This window comes from Bacillus sp. FSL H8-0547 (assembly GCA_038002745.1).
GTDB lineage: Bacteria > Bacillota > Bacilli > Bacillales > Bacillaceae > Bacillus_P.
This window is the reverse complement of record JBBODD010000001.1, coordinates 1,660,623-1,680,870: the sequence shown is the minus strand read 5'-3', so window position 1 is coordinate 1,680,870 and position 20,248 is coordinate 1,660,623. Positions and strand designations below refer to the sequence as shown.

At 44.4% G+C, this 20,248-nt stretch carries 21 protein-coding genes and 2 other annotated features; all 21 genes read left to right on the top strand.

Annotated elements, in window-relative coordinates; translation table 11 throughout:
* The 21 genes from ispF (at position 1) to rpsG (ending at position 20,242) form a co-directional block, all read left to right on the top strand.
* Positions 1-477, top strand: a complete 477-nt coding sequence (gene ispF / locus MHB63_08330; protein MEK3806558.1) for a 2-C-methyl-D-erythritol 2,4-cyclodiphosphate synthase — start codon at positions 1-3, stop codon at positions 475-477.
* A gap of 78 nt (positions 478-555) precedes the next feature.
* Positions 556-2,013 carry a glutamate--tRNA ligase gene (gene gltX, locus MHB63_08325; GenBank protein ID MEK3806557.1) on the top strand — a complete coding sequence of 486 codons (1,458 nt, stop codon included), beginning with the start codon at positions 556-558 and terminating at the stop codon, positions 2,011-2,013.
* A 38-nt stretch (positions 2,014-2,051) separates the two neighbouring features.
* Positions 2,052-2,286, top strand: a binding site (T-box leader).
* A gap of 84 nt (positions 2,287-2,370) precedes the next feature.
* Positions 2,371-3,066: a serine O-acetyltransferase gene (cysE, locus tag MHB63_08320; protein ID MEK3806556.1), complete on the top strand. Its 696-nt coding sequence runs from the start codon at positions 2,371-2,373 to the stop codon at positions 3,064-3,066.
* On the top strand, positions 3,017-4,414 hold the full coding sequence (gene cysS, locus MHB63_08315) for a cysteine--tRNA ligase (GenBank protein MEK3806555.1): 1,398 nt from the start codon (positions 3,017-3,019) through the stop codon (positions 4,412-4,414). Before cysE ends, cysS begins: the two co-directional genes overlap by 50 nt.
* Before the next feature lie 2 nt (positions 4,415-4,416).
* Positions 4,417-4,833 (top strand): Mini-ribonuclease 3, encoded by a 417-nt coding sequence (locus MHB63_08310; protein MEK3806554.1) that lies wholly within the window; start codon positions 4,417-4,419, stop codon positions 4,831-4,833.
* Between the two features lie 2 nt (positions 4,834-4,835).
* The gene (gene rlmB / locus MHB63_08305; GenBank protein ID MEK3806553.1) at positions 4,836-5,579 is read left to right on the top strand and encodes a 23S rRNA (guanosine(2251)-2'-O)-methyltransferase RlmB; all 744 of its coding nucleotides are present in this window, start codon (positions 4,836-4,838) and stop codon (positions 5,577-5,579) included.
* Positions 5,580-5,582: 3 nt separating this feature from the next.
* Complete coding sequence (locus MHB63_08300) at positions 5,583-6,092, top strand: NYN domain-containing protein (protein MEK3806552.1); 510 nt, start codon at positions 5,583-5,585, stop codon at positions 6,090-6,092.
* Between the two features lie 67 nt (positions 6,093-6,159).
* Positions 6,160-6,816, top strand: a complete 657-nt coding sequence (gene sigH, locus MHB63_08295) for an RNA polymerase sporulation sigma factor SigH (protein ID MEK3806551.1) — start codon at positions 6,160-6,162, stop codon at positions 6,814-6,816.
* Positions 6,817-6,898: 82 nt separating this feature from the next.
* Positions 6,899-7,048, top strand: coding sequence for a 50S ribosomal protein L33 (gene rpmG / locus MHB63_08290; protein ID MEK3806550.1), 150 nt, complete (start codon positions 6,899-6,901; stop codon positions 7,046-7,048).
* Positions 7,049-7,111: 63 nt separating this feature from the next.
* A complete protein-coding gene (gene secE, locus MHB63_08285) occupies positions 7,112-7,291 on the top strand; it encodes a preprotein translocase subunit SecE (GenBank protein ID MEK3806549.1) in 180 nt (59 codons plus the stop codon).
* A 209-nt stretch (positions 7,292-7,500) separates the two neighbouring features.
* On the top strand, positions 7,501-8,034 hold the full coding sequence (gene nusG, locus MHB63_08280) for a transcription termination/antitermination protein NusG (GenBank protein ID MEK3806548.1): 534 nt from the start codon (positions 7,501-7,503) through the stop codon (positions 8,032-8,034).
* A 171-nt stretch (positions 8,035-8,205) separates the two neighbouring features.
* Positions 8,206-8,631: a 50S ribosomal protein L11 gene (gene rplK, locus MHB63_08275; GenBank protein MEK3806547.1), complete on the top strand. Its 426-nt coding sequence runs from the start codon at positions 8,206-8,208 to the stop codon at positions 8,629-8,631.
* A gap of 95 nt (positions 8,632-8,726) precedes the next feature.
* The gene (rplA, locus tag MHB63_08270; protein MEK3806546.1) at positions 8,727-9,425 is read left to right on the top strand and encodes a 50S ribosomal protein L1; all 699 of its coding nucleotides are present in this window, start codon (positions 8,727-8,729) and stop codon (positions 9,423-9,425) included.
* Positions 9,426-9,474: 49 nt separating this feature from the next.
* Positions 9,475-9,617 (top strand) — a sequence feature (ribosomal protein L10 leader region).
* A 53-nt stretch (positions 9,618-9,670) separates the two neighbouring features.
* Entirely contained in the window at positions 9,671-10,171 is a 501-nt protein-coding gene (gene rplJ, locus MHB63_08265) for a 50S ribosomal protein L10 (GenBank protein MEK3806545.1), read from the top strand.
* A gap of 57 nt (positions 10,172-10,228) precedes the next feature.
* Entirely contained in the window at positions 10,229-10,594 is a 366-nt protein-coding gene (gene rplL, locus MHB63_08260; protein MEK3806544.1) for a 50S ribosomal protein L7/L12, read from the top strand.
* A gap of 127 nt (positions 10,595-10,721) precedes the next feature.
* Positions 10,722-11,327, top strand: coding sequence for a class I SAM-dependent methyltransferase (locus MHB63_08255; protein ID MEK3806543.1), 606 nt, complete (start codon positions 10,722-10,724; stop codon positions 11,325-11,327).
* Positions 11,328-11,586: 259 nt separating this feature from the next.
* Positions 11,587-15,168 (top strand): DNA-directed RNA polymerase subunit beta, encoded by a 3,582-nt coding sequence (rpoB, locus tag MHB63_08250; GenBank protein ID MEK3806542.1) that lies wholly within the window; start codon positions 11,587-11,589, stop codon positions 15,166-15,168.
* Between the two features lie 46 nt (positions 15,169-15,214).
* Complete coding sequence (gene rpoC, locus MHB63_08245) at positions 15,215-18,814, top strand: DNA-directed RNA polymerase subunit beta' (GenBank protein ID MEK3806541.1); 3,600 nt, start codon at positions 15,215-15,217, stop codon at positions 18,812-18,814.
* A gap of 126 nt (positions 18,815-18,940) precedes the next feature.
* On the top strand, positions 18,941-19,189 hold the full coding sequence (locus MHB63_08240) for a 50S ribosomal protein L7ae-like protein (GenBank protein ID MEK3806540.1): 249 nt from the start codon (positions 18,941-18,943) through the stop codon (positions 19,187-19,189).
* A 108-nt stretch (positions 19,190-19,297) separates the two neighbouring features.
* The gene (rpsL, locus tag MHB63_08235) at positions 19,298-19,720 is read left to right on the top strand and encodes a 30S ribosomal protein S12 (GenBank protein MEK3806539.1); all 423 of its coding nucleotides are present in this window, start codon (positions 19,298-19,300) and stop codon (positions 19,718-19,720) included.
* A gap of 51 nt (positions 19,721-19,771) precedes the next feature.
* Positions 19,772-20,242 carry a 30S ribosomal protein S7 gene (gene rpsG, locus MHB63_08230; protein ID MEK3806538.1) on the top strand — a complete coding sequence of 157 codons (471 nt, stop codon included), beginning with the start codon at positions 19,772-19,774 and terminating at the stop codon, positions 20,240-20,242.
* Positions 20,243-20,248: the final 6 nt, after the last annotated feature.

The window sequence follows — 20,248 nt, the reverse complement described above, 5'->3', positions numbered from 1 at the left end:
ATGTTTAGAATCGGACAGGGTTTTGATGTGCACCAGCTGACAGAGGGACGCCCCCTTATCATTGGAGGCATTGAAATTCCATATGAAAAAGGCCTTCTCGGCCATTCTGATGCAGATGTGCTGCTTCACACAGTGGCAGACGCCTGCCTTGGAGCAATAGCAGCAGGTGATATCGGAAAGCATTTTCCGGACACCGACCCTGAGTTTAAGGATGCTGATTCTGCCAAGCTGCTTCAGCATGTCTGGCAGCTTGTAAAAGAAAAGGGCTATGTACTCGGCAACATTGATTGTACGATTATTGCCCAAAAACCGAAGATGGCTCCCTATATTGATCAAATGAGAGAACGGATCGCAGAACTTCTGGAAGCTGATGCAGACCAGGTGAATGTGAAGGCGACAACGACCGAACATCTTGGCTTCACCGGACGCGGAGAAGGAATTGCGTCACAGGCTTCTGTTCTGATTGTGAAAAAATAAAATCCCGGACAAGCTTTTGGACACCCTGTTTTTAATGATAAAATGGAACAGATGTTAGAGATTAACGGAGGTACAGATATGACAAACGAAGTAAGAGTGCGATACGCTCCAAGTCCGACTGGACATTTACATATCGGCAATGCCCGGACAGCGCTGTTTAATTACCTTTATGCGCGCAATACCGGCGGAAAGTTTATTATCCGTATTGAAGATACTGATAAAAAGCGAAACATTGCAGGCGGCGAAGAAAGTCAGCTGAGATACTTGAAATGGCTTGGCATTGACTGGGACGAAAGCGTTGATACCGGCGGAGAATACGGCCCGTACAGACAATCAGAGCGCAACGATCTTTATAAAAAATATTACGATCAGCTGCTTGCAGAAGGAAAAGCGTACAAATGCTACTGCACAGAAGAGGAGCTTGAGCAGGAGCGGGAAGAACAGACTGAGCGCGGTGAGACTCCGCAATACTCAGGAAAATGTGCAAACCTGACACCTGAGGAGCAGCAGAAGCTTGAAGCTGAAGGAAGAATGCCGAGCATCCGCTTCCGCGTGCCAAAGGAAGAAGTCATCACGTTCAATGACATCGTGAAAGAAGAGATTTCATTTGAAACAGACGGCATCGGCGATTTCGTCATTGTTAAAAAAGACGGTACGCCGACTTACAACTTTGCTGTAGCAGTTGATGACCACCTTATGAAGATGACGCATATCCTTCGCGGAGAAGACCACATCTCCAATACACCGAAACAGATCATGATCTTCAATGCGTTCGGATGGGACATTCCTGTTTTCGGCCATATGACGCTGATTGTTAACGAGAACCGTAAAAAACTCAGCAAGCGTGATGAATCAATCATCCAGTTTATTGAACAGTATAAAGAACTCGGCTATCTGCCGCAGGCCCTTTTCAACTTTATCGGGCTGCTTGGCTGGTCTCCGGGCGGAGAAGAAGAAATGTTCACGAAAGATCAGTTTGCAGAGATCTTTGATCCTGCAAGGCTGTCTAAATCGCCGGCTGTTTTTGATACACAGAAATTGCTGTGGATGAACAATCAGTATGTCAAACAGCTTGATGCGGATCAGCTTGTTGAATTGACTCTTCCGCACCTTGTAAAAGCAGGAAAAGTATCTGATTCGGCATCTGCAGAAGAGCTTGACTGGGCCCGCAAACTGATTGTCCTTCATCAGGATAAAATCAGCTATGGCGCAGAAATCACAGAATTGACCGAGCTTTTCTTTAAAGAGGAAATTACCTATAACCGCGAAGCGCGCAATGTGCTGGACGAAGAGCAGGTGCCTGAAGTGCTGACAGCATTCGCAGAAGAGCTTGATAAGCTTGAAGCGTTCACGGCTGAAGGCATTAAAGCTGCAACGAAGGCGGTGCAGAAATCAACAGGCCATAAAGGCAAAAATCTGTTTATGCCGATCCGCGTGGCAACAACTGGCCAGACTCATGGGCCGGACCTGCCGCAGGCAATCGAACTTCTTGGTAAAGAAACGATTTTAGCAAGATTAAAAAGTGCGAACAGTTAACTTTTTGCCTGAAATGTAATATAGTATGTGTAATACATTGAAACACGTTGAGAAGGAGAAGTAGAGACGCCGTTTCCATTCCAGAGAGAACCTCACCGGTGAAAGAGGTTTATGCGACAACCGTCTTGAAATGCACCTTTGAGTCTTTTATTGAACCTTCGTTTTGAAGCAGTAAATAAAAGCGTATGCTCCCCGTTAAAGGAGCCAAAGTTGAAACAGGCTTTTTATCGCCTGTTTAAACAGAGTGGAACCGCGCATCAAAGCGTCTCTGTCTATTAGGACAGAGGCGCTTTTTTTATAGGCTGTTTCACAATTGGATTAAAGGACAAAATAAGGGGAAGGTTTGGGGGGAATACAATGTTTAAAATGCTGAAAGAAGACATAGAGGTCGTTTTTGAACAGGATCCGGCTGCAAGATCGTATCTGGAAGTGATACTTACTTATTCAGGACTGCATGCAATATGGGCTCACCGGCTCGCACATGCGTTTTTCAAACGGAACATGTTTTTTATCGCAAGAGTCATTTCACAAGTAAGCAGATTTTTCACGGGCATTGAAATTCACCCGGGTGCAAAGATCGGAAGGCGGTTTTTCATCGATCACGGCATGGGAGTTGTCATTGGCGAGACGTGCGAAATCGGCGATAACGTAACGGTTTTCCAGGGGGTGACTCTTGGCGGAACCGGAAAAGAGAAGGGTAAAAGGCATCCGACCATACTGGACAATGCTTTGATTGCGACAGGTGCTAAAGTGCTTGGTTCCATCACGGTCGGTGCTTATTCCAAAATCGGGGCGGGGTCTGTCGTGCTTCGTGATGTGCCGGATCATTCAACAGTTGTCGGCATTCCGGGCAAGGTCGTGATCCGAAACGGCAAGCGGATTAATCAGGATATGGACCACTGTAATCTGCCGGATCCCGTGGCAGACAGGTTCAAGGAACTTGAGGCAGAGCTCATAAGCCTGAAAGAAGAAATCGCACAATTGAAAGAAGGGAAGAGTCAAGATGACCATCAAGTTATACAATACGCTAACCAGACAAAAAGAAACCTTTAAGCCCCTTGAAGAAGGAAAGGTAAAAATGTATGTGTGCGGACCAACGGTTTATAACTATATCCATATAGGAAATGCCCGTCCTGCGATTGTCTATGACACAGTCCGCAAATACCTTGAATACAGCGGGTATGACGTTAATTATGTGTCCAATTTTACAGATGTGGACGATAAGCTGATTAAAGCAGCAAATGAGCTTGGAGAAGAAGTTCCTGCGATTGCTGAACGGTTCATCGAGGCGTATTTCGAAGATGTCACGGCGCTTGGATGTGACCGTGCAGATGCTCACCCCCGCGTAACAGAAAGCATGGATATTATTATTGATTTTATTGAAGCGCTCGTTGAAAAAGGATTCGCCTATGAAGCCGAGGGTGATGTTTATTACCGCACGAGAGCTTTTAAAGATTACGGAAAACTCTCCCATCAGTCTGTAGATGAGCTTCGTGTAGGGGCAAGAATTGAAGCAGGAGACAAGAAACAGGATGCCCTGGATTTTGCTCTTTGGAAAGCTGCAAAACCGGGAGAAATTTCGTGGGATAGCCCTTGGGGAAAAGGACGTCCGGGCTGGCATATTGAATGCTCTGCGATGGTCCACAACCATTTCGGGGATACAATTGATATTCATGCAGGCGGACAGGACCTTACATTCCCTCACCATGAGAATGAAATCGCCCAATCGGAAGCATTGACAGAGAAGCCGTTTGCTAACTACTGGCTTCATAATGGGTATATTAATATTAACAACGAAAAAATGTCCAAATCACTTGGCAACTTTGTCCTGGTGCACGACATTATTAAAGAGCATGATCCCCAGGTTTTGCGGATGTTTATGCTGTCTGTTCACTACCGCCACCCAATCAATTATTCGGTCGATCTGCTTGAAAGCACGAAGAATGCGTTTGACCGTCTGCAGACGTCTTATACAAATCTGCAGCACAGATCAAAAAGCAGTTCTGAGCTGACTGATGATAATGAAAAATGGCTTGGCATCATTTCTGAACAGCGCAATTTATTCACAGAAGCGATGGATGATGACTTTAATACGGCAAATGCCATCTCGGTACTGTTTGAGCTCTCCAGACAGGCGAACTACTACCTGCAGGAGAAGAATACGTCACAGGAAGTCATTTTGGCCTTTACTTCAGCATTTGACGAGCTTGGAGCCATACTTGGCCTCAAATTTGGCAGCGCGGAACTACTGGACGCCGAAATTGAAGAATTGATTGAGCAGCGGATACAGGCCAGAAAAGACAGAAACTTCAAGCTGTCTGATGAAATCCGCGATAAATTGAAAGAGATGAATATCATTCTTGAAGATACGCCTCAAGGAACGAGATGGAAAAGAGGGTAAACATGCTTCGCTTAGAGGAAGTACCAAATTCAAAACAAATGAACAGTCTGGCGCTTGCGTATATCGGTGATGCCATTTACGAGGTTTTTGTAAGGCATCACCTCCTTGCTAAAGGACAGGTGCGCCCAAACCAGCTGCATAAGCTTTCAACGACCTATGTTTCTGCAAAAGCCCAGGCAGCCGTTCTGCACGAGCTTTCAAAAAGGGAAGCGTTCAGTGAAGAAGAAATGGCGATTATCCGCCGGGGAAGAAACGCAAAATCAGGCACAGTGCCAAAAAATACAGACGTTCAAACGTACAGATACAGCACAGCATTTGAAGCTCTGATCGGCTATCTTCACCTTGAGAAGAGGGAAGAGCGCCTCTCGGAAATTATTGAAGCTTCTTTTGAACTGATAGAAAACGAAGGGAGGAAGTAAGGATGGCGGAAGAATACATTATTGGCCGCAATACGGTCATTGAAGCATTAAAATCAACGCGCAATGTATACAAGATCTGGATAGCCGAGAACTCAGTAAAGGGACAGGCCCAGCAGATTGCACAGCTTGCAAAAGAAAAAGGCATCATCATCCAAACTGTTCCGAAGAAAAAAATTGATCAGATGGCAGAAGGGAACCATCAGGGAGTTGTCGCACAGGTGGCTGCCTATGAATATGCCGAAGTCGACGATATCCTGAAGGCTGCTGCTGATAAAGGGGAAGCGCCGTTTATCTTGATTCTTGATGAAATCGAGGATCCTCATAATCTCGGCTCCATCATGAGAACAGCTGATGCAACAGGTGCTCACGGCATAATCATTCCGAAGCGGAGAGCGGTAGGCCTGACAACTACAGTAGCAAAATTATCAACAGGTGCAATTGAGTATATCCCGGTTGCAAGAGTGACAAACCTTGCGAGAACAATCGAGGAACTTAAGGAGCGGGGCGTGTGGATTGTGGGAACAGACGCGAAAGGCTCGGATGATTACCGTTCCATGGACGGTAAAATGCCGCTTGGACTCGTGATAGGCAGTGAAGGAAAAGGTATGGGAAGACTCATCAAAGAAAAATGTGATTTTCTGGTCAACTTGCCGATGGCTGGCCGGGTCACATCTCTTAATGCTTCAGTAGCAGCAGGCCTCCTGATGTATGAGGTCTACAGAAAGCGTCAGCCTTTAGGAGAATAGACAATGGATATCCTCCTTGTTGACGGATATAACATCATCGGTGCATGGGCGAATCTTCAATCATTGAAAAAAGAGAATCTCGCAGAGGCTAGAGAGGTTCTTATTCAAAAAATGGCAGAATATCAAGCGTACACCGGATACAGAGTTATTGTTGTTTTCGATGCCCATCAAGTGAAGGGCATTGAGAAAAAACAAAAAAACCACAGAGTGGAAGTTATCTATACAAGAGAAAATGAAACAGCGGATGAGAGGATCGAAAAATTAGCCATCTCTCTGAGCAACATTAAAACACAGATTCATGTGGCAACATCAGATTTCACTGAACAATGGGCCATTTTTGGCCAGGGAGCCCTCCGCAAATCAGCAAGAGAGCTTCTGAATGAAGTGGAAGCCATTGAAAAGAGAATACAAAAGCGGGTTGAAAAAATTAAAGTAAACAGTCCCCAGTCAAAAATTCCGATAACAGATGATATGTTGAAATTGTTTGAAAAATGGCGCAGAGGCGGCTTCTAGGCTGTTGACGCTTTCAAAATGCATACTGTATAATATTTCTATCTATTGTGCGGTCGGGGGGATCGGCATGAACACACATTTCAGCATGGGCAAACTCAGCAAAGAAGATTTTCATGCTCTACTGGATGAACAGGTTGTTGAGCTTGTTCATAACGGGAACAGCGATGCTCTGGATTTTTTAATCACCAAGTACCGCAATTTTGTCAGAGCTAAAGCAAGATCCTATTTTTTAATAGGGGCTGACAGAGAAGATATTATCCAGGAAGGGATGATCGGATTATATAAAGCAATCCGTGATTTCAGAGAGGACAAGCTTACATCGTTCAAAGCTTTTGCAGAGCTGTGCATCACTCGCCAGATTATTACCGCTATTAAGACCGCTACCCGTCAAAAACATATTCCTCTTAACTCATACGTTTCTCTGGACAAGCCTATTTATGACGAAGAATCTGACCGGACGCTTATGGATGTCATATCCGGGGCTAAAGTCATGGATCCGGAAGAACTGATTATTAATCAGGAAGAATTTGATGATATAGAAACGAAAATGGGAGAGCTATTAAGCGATCTCGAACGGAAAGTACTCGTGCTTTACCTGGACGGCAAAAGCTATCAGGAGATTTCAGAGGAGCTTAACCGCCATGTGAAATCAATCGATAACGCCCTTCAGCGTGTAAAACGCAAGCTTGAGAGGTATCTGGAACTGCGCGAGATCAATTTGTAAAACCTGTCAGGCGAGATTGACTAAGGTTCCCTGCGTGTGGTACATTTTTATAGAAAAAGCAGGACTAGCGGAAGGTGTCGAAATGCGTAAGAAAGTATCTATGGCTTGCACAGACTGTGGAAGCAGAAACTACACAACGATGAAAAACACGTCAAGCACAGAAGAGCGTTTAGAATTCAAGAAATTTTGTAAAGCTTGCAGCGCACATACGGACCACCGTGAAACAAAGTAGCACTCATCACATGATTCTATATTTCTATGACAGGCTTTCTGAATTCTCTTGGAGGTAATGTACATGCAGCGTATTGTTAATTTTTTCAAAGATGTATCCCGTGAAATGAAAAAGGTAAGCTGGCCAAAAAGCAAAGAACTGACGCGCTATACAATTACAGTTATTGCGACAGTAGCTTTTGCAGTTGTCTTTTTTGCCATCATCGACTACGGAATTTCATCGCTGATCCGCCTTGTATCTTAAAAATAAAGCGTCTGTTTTTGATTTCGTTTTATTTTATTGAATAATAGATAGAAAATCGTGCTATAATAGAGAATATTATTTTTCCGCAAAAACCCGTTCGACGGGTTTTTTCATTGTTTAAAAATAACAGTCAGCAGAAGAAACTAACCGCAGAGTGCAATATAAGAGTCAAAATGCAGGGAGGGAATGGACAAGTCGTCCTATAGAAGATGGAGAAAAACTGGTATGTAGTCCACACTTATTCCGGTTACGAGAATAAGGTTAAGGCCAATCTTGAAAAGCGTGTAGAATCAATGGGCATGCAGGATAAAATCTTCCGCGTCATCGTTCCGGAAGAAGAAGAAACAGATTTCAAAAACGGCAAAAAGAAAGTAACAAAGAAAAAAGTATTCCCTGGATATGTGCTTGTTGAGATCGTCATGACGGACGATTCATGGTACGTTGTCCGGAATACGCCGGGTGTTACAGGTTTCGTAGGATCAGCAGGATCAGGCTCTAAGCCGACGCCGCTTCTTCCTGAAGAGGTTGTAACGATCCTTAAGCATATGGGCATGGAAGAAAAACGCATTGAAGTGGACTTTGAACTGAAAGAGTCTGTCAAAGTAATAGATGGTCCTTTTGCCAACTTTACCGGATCAATTGAAGAGATTGACAAGGATAAAGGCAAAGTGAAAGTGCTTGTCAACATGTTCGGCCGCGAAACGCCGGTTGAGCTGGAATTTTCTCAAGTTGATAAATTATAAGAAAAAAACTTGAATTCGAAAACGAAAAGTGATAATATTTCATAAGTCAGTATGTCTCGCTCTGCGGGGCATAAAACTTGATTATTTTCTATCATTCATATAAAGAATGACGACATGAGTGGGAGGGTAAAAACCCTATTACCACATCACGGACTTAAGGAGGTGTGTCTCGTGGCTAAAAAAGTAATTAAAATGGTTAAGTTGCAAATTCCTGCTGGTAAAGCTAATCCAGCGCCGCCGGTTGGTCCTGCATTGGGTCAAGCTGGTGTTAACATCATGGGATTCTGTAAGGAGTTTAACGCTCGTACAGCTGATCAGGCTGGACTTATCATTCCTGTTGAAATTACGGTATTTGAAGACCGTTCATTTACATTTATTACAAAAACTCCGCCTGCTGCAGTATTGCTTAAGAAAGCAGCCGGTATTGAGTCTGGTTCTGGTGAACCAAACCGTAATAAAGTAGCAACAGTTAAGCGTGATAAAGTACGTGAAATTGCTGAAACAAAAATGCCTGACTTAAATGCGGCTAATGTTGAATCAGCTATGCGTATGGTTGAAGGTACTGCACGCAGCATGGGTATCGTCATCGAAGACTAATTGTTGTTTTTGTTTTAGGGGGGTTGCGAGTTGCTTTTCGCAACCTTTATTCGTGGGAGGTTATTCCGCTAAAACCACTAAGGAGGAAATCTATAATGGCTAAAAGAGGTAAAAAGTACGTTGAAGCTGCTAAATTAGTAGACCGTGCTCAAGCTTACGGAGTTCAAGATGCAATTGAACTTGTAAAGAAAACAAACACAGCTAAATTTGATGCAACAGTTGAAGTTGCATTCCGTTTAGGCGTTGATCCACGTAAAAACGATCAGCAAATCCGCGGTGCAGTTGTTCTTCCAAACGGAACGGGCAAAACTCAGCGCGTACTTGTATTCGCTAAAGGCGAAAAAGCGAAGGAAGCAGAAGCTGCCGGAGCTGACTATGTTGGCGATGCTGACTACATCAACAAAATCCAGCAAGGCTGGTTCGAATTTGATGTAATCGTAGCTACTCCTGACATGATGGGTGAAGTTGGTAAACTTGGACGCGTCCTTGGACCAAAAGGCTTAATGCCAAACCCTAAAACTGGAACAGTTTCTTTTGACGTTGACAAAGCGGTAAAAGAAATCAAAGCCGGTAAAGTTGAATACCGTGTTGACAAAGCTGGAAACATCCACGTGCCAATCGGTAAAGTTTCTTTCGAAGACAGCAAGCTTGTTGAGAACTTCACAACAATCTTCGAAACACTTCTAAAAGCTAAGCCAGCTGCTGCAAAAGGTACTTACATGAAGAACGTTGCTGTTGCTTCTACTATGGGACCTGGCGTTAAAGTTGATGCTTCAAGCTTCGGCGTTAAATAATAGTTGACATCTTAGTCACCTTTATATATAATCAAAAATGTTGTTTAACTAAATAACTTCATTTATACCGTAGACAGCAGGTGCTACCCATGCTTAATTTCCTGCCGAGGTGTATATATGTGAACTAGTAATTAGATCGCTTGTATATATACTGCCTCCATGTCTGACGTGGAGGCATTTCTTTTGATAAGAAAGAAACCGAACGGTATAAGTGCGGAATCTTAATTCTTACAGGAGGTGTACCAATGAGCAGCGCTATCGATACAAAAAAATCCATCGTAGAAGACATTACGGCTAAGTTTCGCGAAAGCAAAACGACAATCGTTGTTGACTACCGCGGTTTAACAGTTGCAGAAGTAACAGAACTTCGTAAAACTCTTCGTGATGCTGGCATCGAGTTCAAAGTTTACAAAAACACAATGACTCGCCGCGCAGTTGAAAATGTTGAACTTACTGGTCTTAATGACGCCCTTACAGGCCCAAATGCAATTGCATTCAGTAACGACGACGTAGTTGCTCCGGCTAAGATTCTTAACGACTTTGCTAAAAAGCATGAAGCGTTAGAAATCAAAGCAGGTGTAATCGAAGGAAACATTGCGACAGTAGAGCAAATTAAAGCTCTTGCAGATCTTCCATCACGCGAAGGCTTGCTTTCTATGTTGCTTAGCGTACTTCAAGCTCCAATGCGCAATCTTGCACTTGCTGCTAAAGCAGTTGCAGATCAAAAGGAAGAGCAGGGAGCTTAATCTGATCCACCCGTACCAAAACAAAAAACTAATAGGTTTATAAGGAGGAAATATACAATGACTAAAGAACAAATCATTGAAGCAGTTAAAGAAATGACTGTTTTAGAACTTAACGACTTAGTTAAAGCAATCGAAGAAGAATTTGGCGTAACTGCAGCTGCTCCTGTAGCAATGGCTGGTGGCGCTGCTGGCGGCGAAGCTGCTGCTGAGCAAACAGAATTTGACGTGGTACTTGCTAGCGCTGGTGCACAAAAAATCAAAGTTATCAAAGTTGTACGTGAAATCACTGGCCTTGGCTTGAAAGAAGCTAAAGAACTAGTTGACAACACTCCAAAAGCTATCAAAGAAGGAATCGCTAAAGAAGAAGCTGAAGAAATCAAAGGCAAACTTGAAGAAGTTGGCGCTTCTGTAGAAGTTAAGTAATTCCTGAAAAGACAAAGCTCGCTTGAAATAACAGCGGGCTTTTTTTTCACGTTTGACAGCAAGTCCGAACGTGCAGGTATGAATGATTGCCTGTTTAGGTATACTCCTTTAACATGGAGGGGAAAAGATGACAAATCACTACTATTCACAGCAGCCGGAAGCTCTGAGTGACCGTAAGTCATGGACATATACGTTAAGAGGGAATTCCTTTCATTTTCAAAGCGATCGCGGCGTATTTTCCAAAAACGAAGTGGACTTTGGATCAAGACTGCTGATCAATACATTTGCTCTGCCAAAAACAGATGGTGATCTGCTTGATGTCGGCTGCGGCTACGGGCCGATAGGAATTGCACTTGCGAAGGAATTCGGAGACCGCACAGTTGATATGATTGACATCAATGAAAGAGCAGTCCAGCTTGCAAAAGAAAATGCAGAGGCGAACGGTGTCAAAAATGTCCGTATCCGCACAAGCAATCTTTTTGAAAATGTTGATCCTTCAAAAAAATACGCGGCTATCCTTACCAATCCGCCAATCCGTGCCGGGAAAAAAACAGTGCACGAGATTTTTGAAAAAAGCTATCATTCTCTTTGTCCGGGAGGAGAGCTATGGGTGGTTATTCAGAAAAAGCAAGGTGCCCCGTCTGCTATGGCCAAGCTTTCTGAAATGTTTAAAGATGTCGCTGCAGTCAAAAAGGATAAAGGCTACTATATTATCAGGGCAGAAAAAGATTGACTCGAATTTTTGCCTATGTTAACATTATAAAATGCCAATATATATATTCCATAAGTCTCTATTTTTTTGAATGAAATGTATAAATATAGGACAAATGGAAAAGATGTTAAAATCAATAGCACGTTTGACAAAAGTGGTTTTCTAATTATAGAGACCTTTTTATTTTTGTTTTCTCCTTGTATGTGTATTGGCAGCTGCTAGATTCATTTGCGGATACATATTACAAGTTCTATTACGCTTGATTTGAGGGGTGAAGCAGTTGACAGGTCAACTAGTTCAGTATGGACGACACCGCCAACGCAGAAGTTATGCACGCATTAGTGAAGTGTTAGAATTACCAAATCTTATCGAGATTCAAACCGCTTCCTATCAGTGGTTTCTTGATGAGGGCCTCAGAGAAATGTTCACGGACATCTCTCCAATTGAGGACTTCACTGGTAACCTCTCGCTGGAATTTATTGATTACAGTTTAGGTGATCCTAAATATTCAGTAGAGGAATCCAAAGAGCGCGATGTTACCTATTCTGCACCGCTTCGTGTAAAGGTGCGTTTAATTAACAAAGAAACTGGTGAAGTGAAAGATCAGGATGTATTCATGGGTGACTTCCCATTGATGACTGAGACAGGCACGTTCGTGATCAACGGCGCTGAGCGCGTTATCGTATCACAGCTTGTTCGTTCACCAAGTGTTTATTACAGCGGAAAAGTCGATAAAAATGGTAAAAAAGGCTTTACTGCTACTGTTATTCCAAACCGTGGTGCCTGGTTAGAGTACGAAACAGATGCTAAAGATGTTGCATATGTGCGCATTGATCGCACTCGGAAACTGCCGGTAACGGTTCTTTTGCGCGCTCTCGGCTTTGGTTCTGATCAGGAAATCGTTGATCTTTTCGGAGAAAACGAATACCTTCGCAATACGCTTGATAAAGACAACACAGAGAGCACAGAGAAAGCTCTTCTTGAAATCTACGAGCGTCTGCGCCCGGGCGAGCCGCCGACTGTCGATAATGCAAAAAGCCTTCTGGATTCCCGTTTCTTTGATCCGAAGCGCTATGACCTTGCGAGTGTCGGACGCTACAAAATCAATAAAAAGCTTCACATTAAAAACCGCCTGTTCAACCAGCGTCTTGCTGAAACGTTAGTAGACCCTGAAACTGGCGAAATCATTGCAGAAAAAGATACGTTAATTGATAGACGCACACTTGACCGGATCATTCCGAACCTTGAGAGCGGCGTCGGCTTTAAAACCATCACGCCATCAGGCGGAGTAGTAGAAGAAGATGTGACGCTTCAGTCCGTTAAAATCTATGCTCCAATCGATCAAGAAGGCGAAAAAGTCATTAACGTAATCAGCAATGCTTATGTTGAAGAAAATGTGAAAAACATCACGCCTGCAGATATCCTTTCTTCTATCAGCTACTTCTTCAACCTGCTGCATGGAGTTGGGGATACAGACGACATCGACCATCTTGGGAACCGCCGTCTTCGTTCTGTAGGAGAACTCCTTCAAAACCAATTCCGAATCGGACTTTCCCGTATGGAGCGTGTTGTCCGCGAGAGAATGTCGATTCAGGATACAAATACAATTACACCTCAGCAGCTTATTAACATTCGTCCTGTTATTGCATCCATTAAAGAGTTCTTCGGAAGCTCACAGCTTTCCCAGTTCATGGATCAGACGAATCCGCTTGCTGAATTAACGCATAAACGCCGTCTTTCTGCACTTGGACCCGGTGGTTTGACGCGTGAGCGCGCAGGCTTTGAAGTCCGTGACGTTCACTACTCTCACTACGGCCGCATGTGTCCGATCGAAACTCCTGAGGGACCGAACATCGGTCTGATCAACTCCCTGTCTTCGTATGCAAAAGTAAACCGTTTCGGTTTCATTGAAACGCCGTACAGACGCGTTGACCCGGAGACCGGCAAAGTAACTGCACGAATTGATTATCTGACAGCAGATGAAGAGGATAACTATGTAGTCGCACAGGCGAACGCACGCCTTGCTGATGACGGCTCTTTCCTTGATGAAGATATCGTTTCCCGTTTCCGCGGTGAAAACACGGTCATGTCACGTGACAGAATGGACTACATGGATGTATCTCCAAAGCAGGTTGTATCTGCAGCGACAGCATGTATTCCGTTCCTTGAAAACGATGACTCCAACCGTGCCCTAATGGGAGCGAACATGCAGCGTCAGGCAGTTCCGCTTATGAATCCTGAATCTCCAATTGTCGGAACAGGCATGGAGTATGTATCAGGAAAAGATTCGGGTGCTGCTGTCATCTGTAAGTTCCCTGGTGTTGTTGAGAAAGTTGAAGCTAAAAACATCTGGGTGCGCCGCTATGAAGATGTGGACGGCGTTAAAACAAAAGGCAACCTTGATAAGTACAGCCTCCTGAAGTTCATCCGTTCTAACCAAGGTACTTGCTACAACCAGCGTCCGATTGTAAGTGTTGGCGATGAAGTTGTAAAAGGCGAAATCCTTGCTGACGGACCTTCTATGGAACTAGGCGAACTTGCACTTGGACGCAACGTAATGGTTGCATTCATGACATGGGACGGCTACAACTATGAAGATGCCATCATCATGAGCAGACGTCTTGTAAAAGATGATGTATACACGTCTATTCATATTGAAGAATATGAATCAGAATCCCGTGATACAAAGCTTGGACCGGAAGAAATTACGCGCGACATCCCGAACGTAGGGGAAGATGCCCTTCGCAATCTTGATGACCGCGGTATTATCCGTGTCGGTGCAGAAGTAAAAGACGGAGACCTGCTTGTTGGTAAAGTAACGCCTAAAGGGGTTACGGAACTGACAGCCGAGGAACGTCTGCTTCATGCAATCTTTGGTGAAAAAGCAAGAGAAGTCCGCGATACTTCCCTTCGTGTTCCTCACGGAGGCGGCGGAATCGTTCTTGATGTAAAAGTATTCAACCGCGAAGACGGCGATGAGCTCCCACCTGGCGTAAACCAGCTTGTCCGCGCTTATATCGTTCAGAAGCGTAAAATTTCTGAAGGCGATAAAATGGCCGGACGCCATGGTAACAAAGGGGTTATCTCAAGAATCCTTCCTGAAGAAGATATGCCTTATCTTCCAGACGGAACTCCGGTTGATATCATGCTTAACCCGCTTGGTGTACCATCCCGTATGAACATCGGTCAGGTGCTTGAGCTTCATCTTGGAATGGCAGCGCGCAAACTCGGCATGCATGTAGCATCCCCGGTATTTGATGGCGCCCGTGAAGAAGATGTATGGTCAACGCTTGAAGAAGCCGGTATGGCGCGAGATGCCAAAACCGTCCTTTACGACGGCCGTACAGGTGAACCGTTTGATAACCGTGTATCAGTTGGAATCATGTACATGATCAAACTTGCCCACATGGTAGACGATAAATTACATGCCCGTTCAACAGGTCCATACTCACTTGTTACGCAGCAGCCTCTTGGCGGTAAAGCCCAGTTCGGCGGACAGCGTTTTGGAGAGATGGAAGTATGGGCGCTTGAAGCTTATGGCGCTGCTTATACTCTTCAGGAAATTCTTACTGTTAAGTCAGATGACGTTGTCGGACGTGTTAAAACGTATGAAGCAATTGTCAAAGGCGAAAATGTACCGGAGCCGGGAGTTCCAGAGTCATTCAAAGTATTGATCAAAGAACTTCAAAGTTTAGGTATGGACGTTAAGATTCTTTCAGGCGATGAACAGGAAATCGAAATGAGAGATCTTGAAGACGATGAAGAAGGACAGCAGTCAGAAGGTTTATCCCTGAATGATCAGCCGGATGATCTTTCATCAGCAGCAATGGAAAAAGAAAAAGACGCAGTTACGAAAGAATAGTAAGCAATAAGGGTAAAACCTGAAGACGAAAAGGGAGGTAGGCCCCTTGCTAGATGTAAATAACTTTGAGTATATGAACATCGGTCTCGCATCACCCGATAAAATCCGCTCGTGGTCATTCGGTGAAGTGAAGAAACCAGAAACGATTAACTATCGTACATTAAAACCAGAAAAAGACGGTTTATTCTGTGAGCGCATTTTCGGTCCTACAAAGGACTGGGAATGTCATTGCGGAAAATACAAACGAGTACGCTATAAAGGCGTAGTCTGTGACCGATGCGGAGTCGAAGTGACTCGTGCAAAGGTTCGCCGTGAGCGTATGGGGCACATTGAGCTTGCTGCCCCAGTCTCACACATTTGGTATTTCAAAGGGATCCCGAGCCGCATGGGACTTGTTCTTGACATGTCACCTCGTGCTCTCGAAGAAGTTATCTATTTTGCTTCTTACGTCGTAACGGAAACCGGCGATACGCCTCTTGAAAAGAAACAGCTTCTTTCCGAGAAAGAATACCGTGCTTACCGTGACAAATACAGCTCATCGTTCCAGGCTGCAATGGGGGCAGAGGCGATCAAGAAGCTTCTTTCAGACATTGACCTTGATAAAGAGGTAGATCAGCTTAAAGAAGAGCTTAAAACGTCACAGGGACAGCGCAGAACACGTGCGATCAAGCGCCTTGAAGTGCTTGAAGCATTCCGTAACTCAGGAAATGAGCCATCATGGATGATCCTTGATGTGCTTCCGGTTATTCCTCCTGAGCTGCGCCCGATGGTTCAGCTTGACGGCGGACGTTTTGCAACGTCTGACTTGAATGACCTTTACCGCCGTGTCATTAACCGCAATAACCGCTTAAAGCGTCTATTGGACCTTGGTGCCCCGAGCATCATCGTTCAAAATGAAAAGCGCATGCTTCAGGAAGCGGTCGATGCATTAATTGATAACGGACGCCGCGGCCGTCCTGTAACCGGACCGGGTAACCGTCCGCTTAAATCACTTTCACACATGCTGAAAGGAAAACAGGGACGTTTCCGTCAGAACCTTCTTGGAAAACGTGTTGACTATTCAGGCCGTTCGGTTATTGTTGTAGGTCCAAACCTGAAAATGTACCAATGCGGACTTCCTAAGGAAATGGCACTTGAACTTTTCAAGCCTTTCGTGATGAAGGAGCTTGTTGAAAAAGGCCTTGCACACAATATTAAAAGTGCAAAGCGTAAAATAGAACGCGTATCTCCTGAAGTATGGGATGTATTAGAGTCTGTTATCCGCGAGCACCCAGTGCTGTTAAACCGCGCACCGACTCTTCACAGACTTGGTATTCAGGCATTCGAACCAACACTTGTAGAAGGACGCGCAATCCGCCTTCACCCTCTTGTATGTACAGCTTACAACGCTGACTTTGATGGTGACCAAATGGCGGTTCACGTACCGCTTTCAGCTGAAGCTCAGGCAGAGGCCCGAATCCTTATGCTTGCAGCGCAGAACATCCTGAATCCTAAGGATGGTAAGCCGGTTGTTACACCTTCTCAGGATATGGTTCTTGGAAACTACTACCTGACACTTGAGCGCGAAGGTGCTGTTGGTGAAGGTATGGTCTTTAAAGATACAAATGAAGCACTTCTTGCCTATCAGAACGGCTATGTGCATCTTCATACCCGTATTGCTGTTCAAGCAAGCTCTCTGCCAAATGAATCATTTACAGATGAGCAGCGCAAAAAGCTTCTTGTAACAACAGTCGGAAAATTGATCTTCAATGAAATTCTTCCTCCTTCATTCCCATACATGAATGAACCGACGAAGAGCAACATTGAAGATGAAACACCGGAAAAATTCTTTATTGATGCAAATGTGAATGTCAAAGAATTCATCCAGAGCCAGGAGGTTATTTCTCCGTTCAAAAAAGGAATTCTTGGTAAGATCATTGCTGAAATCTTTAAGAAATTCCATATTACCGAAACATCCAAAATGCTTGACCGCATGAAGGATCTTGGTTTCAGATATTCTACAAAAGCCGGTATTACGGTTGGTGTGTCTGACATCATCGTACTTCGGGAAAAAGAAGAAATCCTTAAAGAAGCTCAGGCTAAAGTTGATAATGTTCTTAAGCAATTCAAACGCGGTCTCATTACAGAGGAAGAGCGCTATGAACGCGTCATCTCTATCTGGAGTGCTTCTAAAGACGTTATTCAAGGCAAGCTGATGGCTTCCCTGGATAAACGCAACCCAATCTTTATGATGAGTGATTCCGGAGCCCGTGGTAACGCATCTAACTTTACGCAGCTTGCCGGAATGCGCGGACTGATGGCCAACCCGGCCGGACGTATTATCGAACTTCCGATCAAATCAAGTTTCCGTGAAGGCCTAACAGTTCTTGAGTACTTTATCTCTACGCATGGTGCCCGTAAAGGTCTTGCGGATACAGCCCTTAAGACAGCTGACTCAGGTTACTTGACAAGACGTCTTGTTGACGTTGCCCAGGATGTTATCATCCGTGATGAAGACTGCGGAACTGACCGCGGAATTCTGACACGTTCAATTAAAGAGGGAACAGAAATTATCGAGCATCTTGAAGAGCGTCTTATCGGACGCTATGCCCGCAAAACGCTGAAACATCCTGAAACAGGTGAAGTGATTGTTGAGGAAAATGATCTGATTACAGAAGATCTTGCTCATACAATTGTGGAATTGGGTATTGAGGAAGTCTGGATCCGTTCTGCATTTACGTGTAACACACGCCACGGCGTATGTAAAAAATGCTATGGACGCAATCTTGCTACCGGAACAGAAGTTGAAGTGGGAGAAGCAGTTGGTATCATCGCTGCCCAGTCAATCGGTGAGCCGGGAACTCAGCTTACAATGCGTACGTTCCATACAGGCGGTGTTGCCGGAGACGACATCACTCAAGGTTTGCCTCGTATTCAGGAGCTGTTCGAAGCGCGTAACCCTAAAGGTCAGGCGACAATTTCCGAAATTGACGGTGTTGTTGTTGAGATTAATGAAGTGCGCGACAGACAGCAGGAAATCGTCATCAAAGGCGACGTTGAAACACGCACGTACACAGCTGCTTACAACGCAAGATTGAAAGTTGCTGAAGGAGACCAGATCAGACACGGCCAGGAGCTGACTGAAGGTTCGATTGATCCTAAAGAATTGCTCAAGGTGACAGATCTCACGTCTGTTCAGGAATACCTGCTTCGTGAAGTGCAGAAAGTATATCGCATGCAAGGGGTAGAAATCGGTGACAAACACGTAGAAGTAATGGTTCGCCAGATGCTTCGCAAAGTAAGAGTAATGGATGCTGGAGATACAGATGTATTGCCGGGCACATTGCTTGATGTTCACCAATTTACGGATGCCAACAAGAAAGTGCTTCTTGACGGCAAGCGCCCTGCTACAGGACGTCCGATCCTTCTTGGTATCACGAAAGCTTCTCTTGAAACAGATTCATTCCTTTCTGCTGCATCGTTCCAGGAAACAACTCGTGTCCTGACAGATGCTGCAATCAAAGGAAAACGTGATGAACTTCTTGGTCTGAAAGAAAATGTAATCATCGGTAAGCTTGTACCTGCCGGAACAGGAATGCAGCGCTACAGACGCGTTAATCCGATTCCGCGTACACAGCCCGAAGGTGAAACAATACCTGCAGAATAACTAACTGAAGAAGAGATGGGTGAATCCAGAAAAATGTTTCACTGATCTGGTTGACATCCATCTCTTACGATGTTAGTATATCCTAGGTGCTTAATTAAAACCTGTTGCTTTGGAGGATGTATTTATATGTCTTATGAAAAAGTATCGCAGGCACATAAAGTAATTGTTGGTACGAAGCAAACAGTAAAAGCTCTAAAGCTTGGCCAGGTAAAGGAACTGGTTGTTGCTGAAGATGCAGATCAAAGGATTGTTAAACCAGTCATTGAACTTGCAGAACAGAAGAACGTTTCCCTTCACATGGTCGACTCTATGAAAAAGCTTGGAAAAGCTTGCGGAATAGAAGTCGGAGCCGTAACTGTAGCTATTATCAATTAAAAACCGTTTTTGCCAAGAGTGATAAACTCTCTGCAAAAACTTTGTTTTTGCCCAAATATGAACCACCTGGATGTGTGGTATTAAACATTAAGAGAGGAGGACATAAACATGCCTACTATTAACCAGCTAGTTCGCAAAGGACGCGTAAGCAAAGTTGAAAAATCAACTTCTCCTGCACTGAACAAAGGTTACAACAGCTTCAAAAAAGAGCAGACTAACACTTCATCACCGCAAAAACGCGGAGTATGTACTCGTGTTGGTACAATGACACCGAAGAAACCGAACTCGGCTCTTCGTAAATACGCTCGTGTACGCCTGACTAACGGAATCGAGGTTACTGCCTACATTCCAGGTATCGGACACAACCTGCAAGAGCACAGTGTTGTACTTATCCGCGGCGGACGTGTAAAAGACTTACCGGGTGTACGTTACCACATCGTTCGCGGTGCGCTTGACACTGCAGGTGTTGACAAACGTATGCAAGGCCGCTCTAAATACGGTACAAAACGCCCAAAAGCACCAAAAAAATAATGCCTTAAGTCATATATCACTTAAGTATATCGCATGAAGGGAGGATATAACATGCCACGTAAAGGTCCTGTTACAAAAAGAGACGTATTGCCAGATCCACTTTACAACTCAAAGCTTGTTAGTCGTCTAATCAACAGAATTATGGTTGACGGTAAGAGAGGTAAAGCACAAACTATTCTTTACACTGCTTTTGACATCGTGAAAGAGCGTTCAGGTAAAGAAGCAATTGAAGTGTTCGAGCAAGCACTTAAAAACATCATGCCAGTTCTTGAGGTAAGAGCTCGTCGTGTTGGTGGAGCAAACTATCAAGTACCTGTTGAAGTTCGCCCTGACCGCCGTACAACTCTTGGTCTTCGCTGGTTAGTAAACTACGCTCGTCTTCGCGGAGAGAAAACGATGGAAGAGCGTTTAGCTAATGAGATTCTTGATGCTGCGAACAACACTGGTTCATCAGTTAAGAAGCGTGAAGACACTCACAAAATGGCTGAAGCTAACAAAGCATTCGCTCACTACCGCTGGTAGGATTCA

Coding starts and splice junctions, on each gene's coding strand:
- ispF (MEK3806558.1), top strand. CDS start 1: ATGTTTAGAATCGGACAGGGTTTTGATGTGCACCAGCTGACAGAGGGA.
- gltX (MEK3806557.1), top strand. CDS start 556: ATGACAAACGAAGTAAGAGTGCGATACGCTCCAAGTCCGACTGGACAT.
- cysE (MEK3806556.1), top strand. CDS start 2,371: ATGTTTAAAATGCTGAAAGAAGACATAGAGGTCGTTTTTGAACAGGAT.
- cysS (MEK3806555.1), top strand. CDS start 3,017: ATGACCATCAAGTTATACAATACGCTAACCAGACAAAAAGAAACCTTT.
- MHB63_08310 (MEK3806554.1), top strand. CDS start 4,417: ATGCTTCGCTTAGAGGAAGTACCAAATTCAAAACAAATGAACAGTCTG.
- rlmB (MEK3806553.1), top strand. CDS start 4,836: ATGGCGGAAGAATACATTATTGGCCGCAATACGGTCATTGAAGCATTA.
- MHB63_08300 (MEK3806552.1), top strand. CDS start 5,583: ATGGATATCCTCCTTGTTGACGGATATAACATCATCGGTGCATGGGCG.
- sigH (MEK3806551.1), top strand. CDS start 6,160: ATGAACACACATTTCAGCATGGGCAAACTCAGCAAAGAAGATTTTCAT.
- rpmG (MEK3806550.1), top strand. CDS start 6,899: ATGCGTAAGAAAGTATCTATGGCTTGCACAGACTGTGGAAGCAGAAAC.
- secE (MEK3806549.1), top strand. CDS start 7,112: ATGCAGCGTATTGTTAATTTTTTCAAAGATGTATCCCGTGAAATGAAA.
- nusG (MEK3806548.1), top strand. CDS start 7,501: ATGGAGAAAAACTGGTATGTAGTCCACACTTATTCCGGTTACGAGAAT.
- rplA (MEK3806546.1), top strand. CDS start 8,727: ATGGCTAAAAGAGGTAAAAAGTACGTTGAAGCTGCTAAATTAGTAGAC.
- rplJ (MEK3806545.1), top strand. CDS start 9,671: ATGAGCAGCGCTATCGATACAAAAAAATCCATCGTAGAAGACATTACG.
- rplL (MEK3806544.1), top strand. CDS start 10,229: ATGACTAAAGAACAAATCATTGAAGCAGTTAAAGAAATGACTGTTTTA.
- MHB63_08255 (MEK3806543.1), top strand. CDS start 10,722: ATGACAAATCACTACTATTCACAGCAGCCGGAAGCTCTGAGTGACCGT.
- MHB63_08240 (MEK3806540.1), top strand. CDS start 18,941: ATGTCTTATGAAAAAGTATCGCAGGCACATAAAGTAATTGTTGGTACG.
- rpsL (MEK3806539.1), top strand. CDS start 19,298: ATGCCTACTATTAACCAGCTAGTTCGCAAAGGACGCGTAAGCAAAGTT.
- rpsG (MEK3806538.1), top strand. CDS start 19,772: ATGCCACGTAAAGGTCCTGTTACAAAAAGAGACGTATTGCCAGATCCA.